This window comes from Streptomyces sp. NPDC057474 (assembly GCF_042802555.1).
GTDB lineage: Bacteria > Actinomycetota > Actinomycetes > Streptomycetales > Streptomycetaceae > Streptomyces.
Window position 1 is genome coordinate 1 of record NZ_JBHVDX010000333.1, and the last position, 7661, is coordinate 7661.

The 7661-nt window shown below is 72.6% G+C and carries 6 protein-coding genes; 2 read left to right on the forward strand and 4 right to left on the reverse strand.

What is annotated here, in order from left to right:
• Positions 1 to 4: 4 nt before the first annotated feature.
• Together ACFU53_RS44740 and ACFU53_RS44745 are read right to left on the reverse strand one after the other, a co-directional pair.
• A complete protein-coding gene (locus ACFU53_RS44740) occupies positions 5 to 874 on the reverse strand; it encodes an esterase/lipase family protein (RefSeq protein ID WP_384005732.1) in 870 nt (289 codons plus the stop codon).
• A 173-nt stretch (positions 875 to 1047) separates the two neighbouring features.
• Positions 1048 to 1494: a MarR family winged helix-turn-helix transcriptional regulator gene (locus tag ACFU53_RS44745; protein ID WP_384005734.1), complete on the reverse strand. Its 447-nt coding sequence runs from the start codon at positions 1492 to 1494 to the stop codon at positions 1048 to 1050.
• A 113-nt stretch (positions 1495 to 1607) separates the two neighbouring features.
• On the opposite strand from ACFU53_RS44745, the gene ACFU53_RS44750 reads away from it, so the two are divergent.
• A complete protein-coding gene (locus tag ACFU53_RS44750) occupies positions 1608 to 1982 on the forward strand; it encodes a cupin domain-containing protein (protein ID WP_384005736.1) in 375 nt (124 codons plus the stop codon).
• A gap of 17 nt (positions 1983 to 1999) precedes the next feature.
• Here the strand turns inward: ACFU53_RS44750 and ACFU53_RS44755 are convergent, their stop codons facing one another.
• Together ACFU53_RS44755 and ACFU53_RS44760 are read right to left on the reverse strand one after the other, a co-directional pair.
• Entirely contained in the window at positions 2000 to 2968 is a 969-nt protein-coding gene (locus ACFU53_RS44755) for a hypothetical protein (protein WP_384005737.1), read from the reverse strand.
• A complete protein-coding gene (locus tag ACFU53_RS44760) occupies positions 2965 to 6555 on the reverse strand; it encodes a DNA polymerase III subunit alpha (protein WP_384005738.1) in 3591 nt (1196 codons plus the stop codon). Before ACFU53_RS44760 ends, ACFU53_RS44755 begins: the two co-directional genes overlap by 4 nt.
• A gap of 168 nt (positions 6556 to 6723) precedes the next feature.
• On the opposite strand from ACFU53_RS44760, the gene ACFU53_RS44765 reads away from it, so the two are divergent.
• Positions 6724 to 7661: DUF3533 domain-containing protein (locus tag ACFU53_RS44765; RefSeq protein WP_384005740.1), on the forward strand; the 938-nt coding region annotated here is incomplete at its 3' end.

Sequence of the window (7661 nt, forward strand, 5' to 3'; positions counted from 1 at the left end):
CATGTCAGCCTACGGCCGAGAGGCAGGTCGTCGGGGTGGCGTGGGCCGGGTCCAGGGCGCCTGCGACCTCGTGGAACGCGATGCGGTCGAGGAGTCCGATCGCCGCGTGTTCGGAGAGATCGAGCGCGCAGAGGTCCTGGATGACGATGTTGCGCACGTTCGGCCCGTCGAGGAACTGGGACCGGTACGGCGTGACCACCTCGTCGTACTTGGTGGCGAGGACCGTGTACGTGACGCCGGGGACGGTGTCGCCGCCCGCGTTGAGCTTGGTCATGAAGGCGGATCCGGCCACCTGGTCGGCGAGGGCGGGGGTCGCGCTCGACAGCAGGTCGCCGGCGCCGGGGAAGTACTTGAGGAGTTCGGTGAGGCCGTTCAGGGTGGTGCCGTGATTGGAGGGGGCGATGCCGATGAGGGCGTTCACCTCCGCGGCTCCGCCGAGGAACTTGAGGTAGTAGCGGGGCATCATGCCGCCCTGCGAGTGACCGACGAGGTCGGTCTCGGCGGCGCCGGTCGCGGCGAGCACCCGGTCGACGAAGACGTCGAGCTGCTCGGCCGACTTGTCGATGGGGCCGAGCCCGTTGAAAAAGGCGACGCCGGGGAGTTGGCCGTAGTCGAGGGAGTAGACGCAGTAGCCCCGGTTCACGAGGTACGGCGCGAGGCCCAGCCAGTTGTCGACGGAATTCGCGAGCGTTCCGTGGACGAGGACGACGGGGCGGGGGTGGGCGCTGGAGGGTTTGCAGGAGTAGTCGTTCCAGCCACGGCTGGGCGCGGCGGCCGTGTCCGCGGCCTCGGCGGCGGTGGCGGGGACGACGGTCGCCGCGGCGGCCAGGCACAGGGCGGCCAACGGTCTGATCAGGCGCTTCCAGGGCAGCATCGGGTGATCTCCTTGCGGCTCAAGGGACGTGCGACGACGTTCGCCCTGTGATCCGGATCACGAGGATGCTGTTCTAATTCGCCAAGTTACGGGCGAGTAGAAAAAGTGGGAAGTTACGCGTCAGTAAAATCTTCAAGTGATGGCCGGGGACACTGACACGTGACGTCGAACCGTCACCAGGCGGGCCTGATGGGACCGCGGGGCGCGATGCGCAGCAATTGGTCACGCAACGCCCGCATCTCCCCCTCCCCGCCGAGCAACTCGGCCCACCCCGCGAGGACCTCGACCGCCGCCTCCTCCGCCGCCCGGGTGCAGGCCCACCCGCGCTCGGTCAGCACGACCAGCCGGGCACGGGCATCGCCGGGATGCGGTCGCCGCTCCACGTACCCCTTGCGCACAAGCTCGTCGACGAGCTGACTGGCCGCCTGCTTGGTCACCCCGAGATGGCCGGCGAGGTCGGTGACCGTCGCGCCGTCCGGGGCGAGCCTGGTGAAGGCGAAGCCGTACGAGGGCCGCCCCTCGAAGCCGCGGGCCACGACACCCTCGTCGATACGGCGCGTCAGGTCACCGGCGGCGGCGAGCAGGGCGGCGGTCAGGGCCAGGGCTTCGGAGTTCTGCACGCCTGCATTGAAACACCCTTGACGAACTGGTCAAGCAGCTTGACCATATAGCCATATAGTCAAGCTGCTTGACCATCTGCTCGGAAGACTTCAGAAGGCTCCAGGAGGCCCGCATGCCTGTCGTCCGCCCGTCCGAAGCCGTCGTCCACGAGATCCACGGCGCCCGCTTCGTCTCGTACGCCACTCCCCGCACCGGCAGCAGGGAACTGGCCGCTTGGCGGGGCGAGATCCCGCCGGGGACCAAGGCGCCCGCGCACACCGTCAGCAAGGAGGAGATCCTTCATCTGCTCAGCGGCGAGCTGCTGGTCACACTCGACGGCCGCACCGACCGCGTCGCCGCGGGCGACACCCTGATCATCAACTCGGGCGCGACCCTCGCCGTCGAGAACCCGACGGCGGAGACGGCCGTCACTTGGGTCACCACCTCCCTCGGCCTGGAGGCGGAGCTGGCCGACGGCACACGGATCGTGCCCCCGTGGGCCAACTGACCCTCAAGCGCGGGGTGTTACGCGGCCAGCGTCCCCGGTAGCACCGCGTGGGGGCCGAACTTCGCTCGGGCGCGGTCCGCGACCTCCTCGATACGGCGGAGCTTCTCGTCGACCGGGTCGAAGGCGAGCTGGTGGGAGGCCTGGTCGGCGGGGGTCAGCCCCTCGGCGCGCAGGGCGATCGCGCGGACGCGGGCCCGCTGGAGGCCGAGAGCGTCGTACAGGGCGTAGGCCGTCGCGGTCAGCGCCGGGGAGTGCGCGGTCGGCTCCTTGAGCGTGCGGGTGCGGGTCGTCGAGGACCGGTCGGCGTAGCGGACGGTGAGGGTCAGGGTGCGGCAGACCTGGTCCAGGGCGCGCAGCCGGGATCCCAGTTCCCCGGTGCCGGCGAGCAGGGCGCGGCGGTGCCGGTCGGGGTTCAACTCGTCGTGGGAGAAGGGGCGTTCGGTGGCGAGCGAGCGCGCGACGGCGTTCGGTACGACCCGGCCCCGGTCGACGCCGTTCGCCTTCTCGTGCAGTTCACGGCCGGTCCTCGCGCCGACCAGGCGCTGGAGCGTGGACAGCGGCGCACAGGCGACCCCGCCGAGGGTGTCCAGGCCGTACTCGCACAGGGTGCGGGCGGTCGCGGTGCCGACGCCGGGCAGCGCGCCGACGGGCAGTTCGGCGAGGAAGTCCACGACGAGGTCCTCGGGGACCGCGCACGGCGACCCGGGCGCGGCCGCCCCCAGCGCCAGCCGCGCCGTCAGCGGTCCGGGCCCGGCGCCGATCAGACAGTCGACGCCGTACAGCGCGAGGGCACGGACCCGGATCAGCTGTGCCAGTTCCTCGGCGTCCCGGCCGAAGTACCGTTCGGCGCCCCGCAGATCGGCCAGCGCCCCGTCGGGCGGCAGCGCCTCCACGACCGGGGTGAAGTCCTCGACCAGGCCAAGGAGACCGGGCAGTGCGGCCTCGTACTTCGGCGGCAGCTGGAAACGTACGCAGAGGATGGTCATCCCGCACTCCCTGGACTCTGGTGCCACAACTTCCGTATCTGAGAAGGACCTTGTGAGGGCTCTTCGCCCGCGGGCCGCAGATCGGCCCATGGATGCATCTCGTAGCCGGTGGACATGCGAATCCGACGGCCGGTGTCACCGCGTCGCCCGCCCCCGTTGTCGGGTGCGCCGCCGTTGTCGGGTGCGCCGCCGTTGTCGGGTGCGCCGCCGCTGTCGGGTGCGCCGCCGCTGCCGCCGTGCCCGCCATTTGGGCCGCCCCCGGTGTCCACGGGCTCCGCCAGCCGGGGCGCCACCGCGTCGAGGCCGCCCTCGCGCCGCAGCTCCACCAGCTCGGCGAGGTTCCAGGCGGCCGCGCCCACCACGCTGAGGCTGCGCGGGCCGCGCCGCTGCACCACCCCGCGCACCAGCAGCAGCCAGGAGTGGAAGACGGTGTGGGCGCAGGCGTCGTGGGAGTCGTCGAAGAAGGCGAGGTCGACCAGGCCGGTGCCGTCGTCGAGGGTGGTGAAGACGACCCGTTTGCCGGAGCGGATGGGCGGGGTCTGGGTCGCCGCCTTGGCGCCCGCGACCAGCACCGTCTCCCCGTGCCGCGCCTCGCGCAGCCGCCGTGCCGACACCACGCCCAGTTCGTCGAGGAACTCCCGGTGGTCGTCCATCAGATTGCGCGAGACGTCCATCGACAGCACTCCCAGCTCGGCACTGAGCCGCTCGGCGGAGGACAGGTCCGGCAGACCGGCCGGCGCGGTCCTGCGCCCACCCGCCAGCGGCAGCTGGCCCCCGCCCGCGCCCCGGCTGCCACGGTGCAGCTCGGTCAAGTGCAGTTGCAGATCACGCCGGTTGGCACCGAACGCGTCCAACGCCCCCACCTGGGCCAGCCGCCCGGCCAGCGGCCGGCTCGGCCGCGCCCGCTCCCAGAAGTCCAGCAGCGAGGCGTACGGCTGCCCGTCCGCGATCCGCGCCGCCTCGGCCTCGCTGATGCCGTGCACATCGGAGAGGGCGAGCCGGATCCCCCACACCTTCTCCTCCCCCGACCCCCTTGATTCAGACACCAGTTCGATACAGTGGGCGACCGCCGACCGGTTCACCTCCAACGGCAGGATCGGCACCCCCCGCCGCCGCGCGTCCGCCAGCAGCAGCCGCTTCGGGTACATCCCGGGGTCGTGCGTGAGCAGCCCCGCGTAGAACGCCGCCGGATGGTGCGCCTTGAGCCACGCCGACTGGTACGTCGGCACCGCGAACGCCACCGCGTGCGCCTTGCAGAAGCCGTACGACCCGAAGGCCTCGACGATCTCCCAGGTCCGCCCGATCGTCTCGGCGTCGTACCCCTTCGCGGCCGCGTGCTGCGCGAACCAGACCCGGATCCGCCCCTGCGACTCGGGGTCGGACAGCCCGCGCCGCACCCGGTCCGCCTCGTCCCGGCCGCAGCCGGTCATGAGGTGCACGATGTCGATGATCTGCTCGTGGAAGACGACCACGCCGTACGTCTCCCGCAGCGGCTCCGCCAGATCGTCGTGCGGGTAGCGGACCGGCGCCCGCCCGTGCCGGGCCGCGATGAACGGCCGCACCATGTCGGCGGCCACCGGACCGGGCCGGAACAGCGAGATGTCCACCACCAGGTCGTGGAAGGTGGCCGGCTGGAGCCGCCCCACCAGGTCCCGCTGCCCCGGCGACTCGATCTGGAAGCAGCCCAACGTCTCGGTGGAACGGATGAGTTGGTACGTCGCCGGGTCGCCGGCGCCGCGCTCGAAGTCGAGCGCGTCCAGGTCGACCCGCTCCCCCGTCGCCCGCGCCACCTCCGCCACCGCGTGCGCCATCGCCGACTGCATCCGCACGCCCAGCACATCGAGCTTGAGCAGCCCGAGGTCCTCGACGTCGTCCTTGTCGAACTGGGACATGGGGAACCCCTCGCCGCTGGTCGGCATCACCGGCGTACGACTCAACAGGGACGCGTCGGAGAGGAGCACCCCGCACGGATGCATGGCGACTCCGCGCGGGAGGGCGTCCAGCGCCTCGACCAGCTCCCACAGCCGGCCGTACTTCTCCTTCTCCCCCGCCAACCGCCTGAGCTCGGGCAGCTCTTCGAGCGCCGCCCGCGCGTCGCGGGCCCGGATGTGCGGGAAGGACTTGGCGATCCGGTCGATGTCGGCGGGGTCCAGGGAGAGGGCCGCGCCCACGTCGCGGACGGCGTGGCGGACGCGGTACGTCTCCGGCATCGCGACGGTCGCGACCCGCTCGGTGCCGAAGCGGTCGATGATCGCGCGGTAGACCTCCAGGCGACGCGCGGACTCCACGTCGATGTCGATGTCGGGCAGCGCGACCCGCCGTTTGGACAGGAACCGCTCCATCAGCAGGCCGTGTTCGACGGGGTCGGCGTGCGCGATGTCCAGGAGGTGGTTCACCAGGGAGCCCGCGCCGGAGCCGCGGGCGGCGACCCGGATGCCCATCTTCCGTACGTCGTCGACGACTTGAGCGACCGTCAGGAAGTAGGAGGCGAAGCCGTGGTGGGCGATCACGTCCAGCTCCTGGTGCATCCGCTCCCAGTACTCCCGCCGGGTGCCGTAGCCGTGCCGCACCATCCCGGCCGCCGCCCGTGAGGCCAGCGCCCGCTGGGCGGTGCGGCGGCCCGCGCCGACGAGGTGCGACTCGGGGAAGTGGACGGTGCCGAGGCCGAGGTCGTCCTCCGGGTCGACCAGACACTCGGCGGCCGTGGCCCGGGTCTGCTCCAGCAGGCGGTACGCGGTGCCGCGACGGTACCCGGCGGCCTCGACCACCCGCTCGGCGACGGCCAGCATGGCGTCCGCGCCCTTGAGCCAGGCCTCCCCCGAGTCCAGCTCGCCCCGGGGGTCGACGGGGACGAGCCGCCGGGCCGCGTCCAGGACGTCGGCGACCGGGCCCATGCCGGGGTCGGCGTACCGGACGACGTTGCTGAGCACAGGCCGTACGCGCTGCTCGGCGGCGAAGCCGACAATGCGGGCGGCCAGCCGCAGCGAACCGGGGCCGGTGCCCTCACGGCCGTGCCACACCGCCTCCAGCCGCAGAGCGTCGCCGTACCTCTCCCGCCAGGGCGCGAGGAGCTTCGTGGCGCGGTCGTGGCGCCCGGCGGCCAGCGCGCGCCCCACGTCGGAGGCGGGGCCGAGGAGCACGGTCAGCCCCTCGGCGGCACACTCCGCCCAGGGCAGCAGCGGCGGAATCTCACTCCTGCCCCCACCCGGGCCACTGCCCGCATGCGCTGCCGAAACGATTCTGCACAGCTCGGCCCAGCCGGTCGCACCCTCGCGCGCGAGGAACGTCACCCGAGGAGTCGACTCATCCATGAAGGCACCACCACGCACGGGAGCACGCCGCCGCGCCTGCCGTACGGAAGCGGTGGCGGGCACCTCCACCGCCAGGTCCACCCCGAACAGCGGACGGATCCCGGCCCCGGCACAGGCCTTGGCGAACCGGACAGCGCCCGCGAGGGTGTCCCGGTCGGTGAGCGCGAGGGCGTCCATACCCCGTTCGGAGGCACGCTCGGCCAGCCGCTCCGGGTGCGAGGCGCCGTAGCGCAGGGAGAACCCGGAGACGGTGTGCAGATGCGTGAATCCCGGCACACGCACCTCCCGCACTCGCTCAACCACTCGACCCGGTCAACCACTCGACTCGAACATCAGTTCACAGCCTTCCCGCCTCCACCATAGACCACTTTTCGAACTTCTGTGCGATGACCATTCGGCCCCATCCCACCTGCGCAAACGTCGCCCGCCCCGGACCGTGGGGACATGACACAGACGGCCGGTGCCGCCCCCAGATCCTTCCTCGACGAGCTCAAGGACGGGGTCACGCCACGGGCCACCCTGCTCGTCATCGGGGTGCTCGCCCTGCAGCTGCTCTTCATCGCCTCGTACGTGGGGGCGCTGCACAGCCCGAAGCTCAGGGACGTGCCGTTCGGTGTGGTCGCGCCTCAGGCCGCGGCCGAGCGGGCGGTGACCCGGCTGGAGCGGCTGCCGGGCGAGCCGCTGGACCCGCGCACGGTGGCCGACCGGGCGGCGGCGCGCGAGCGGATCACGGACCGGGAGATCGACGGCGCCCTGCTGATCGACCCGGCCGGCACCACCGACACCCTGCTGGTCGCCTCCGGCGGCGGCCGCACCCTCGCGGGCGCGCTGGCCACGCTCGTCGCCGCGTTGGAGAGGTCCGAGGGCCGCACGTTGCGGACGGTGGACGTGGCCCCGGCCGACACCGGGGACGCCAACGGGCTCACGTCCTTCTATCTGGTCGTGGGCTGGTGCGTGGGCGGCTATCTGTGCGCGTCGGCACTGGCGATGAGCGCGGGGGCGCGGCCCACCAACATCCGGCGCGGGATCATCCGGCTGGCCGTCCTGGCGCTGTTCGCGATCGTCGGCGGACTCGGCGGCGCGGTCATCGCCGGGCCGGTCCTGGGCGCCCTGCCGGGGAGCGTGGCGGCGCTGTGGGGGCTGGGGGCGCTGGTCGTCCTCGCGGTGGGCGCGGCCACGCTGGCGCTCCAGTGCGTCTTCGGGATCGCCGGCATCGGCGTGGCCGTCCTGCTGGTGGTGATCGCGGGCAACCCGAGCGCGGGCGGCGCGCTGCCGCGGCCGCTGCTGCCGCCGTTCTGGGCGGCGATCGGCCCGGCGCTGCCACCGGGCGCGGGCGTGTGGGTGGCCCGCTCGATCGCGTACTTCGAGGGCAACGACATCAC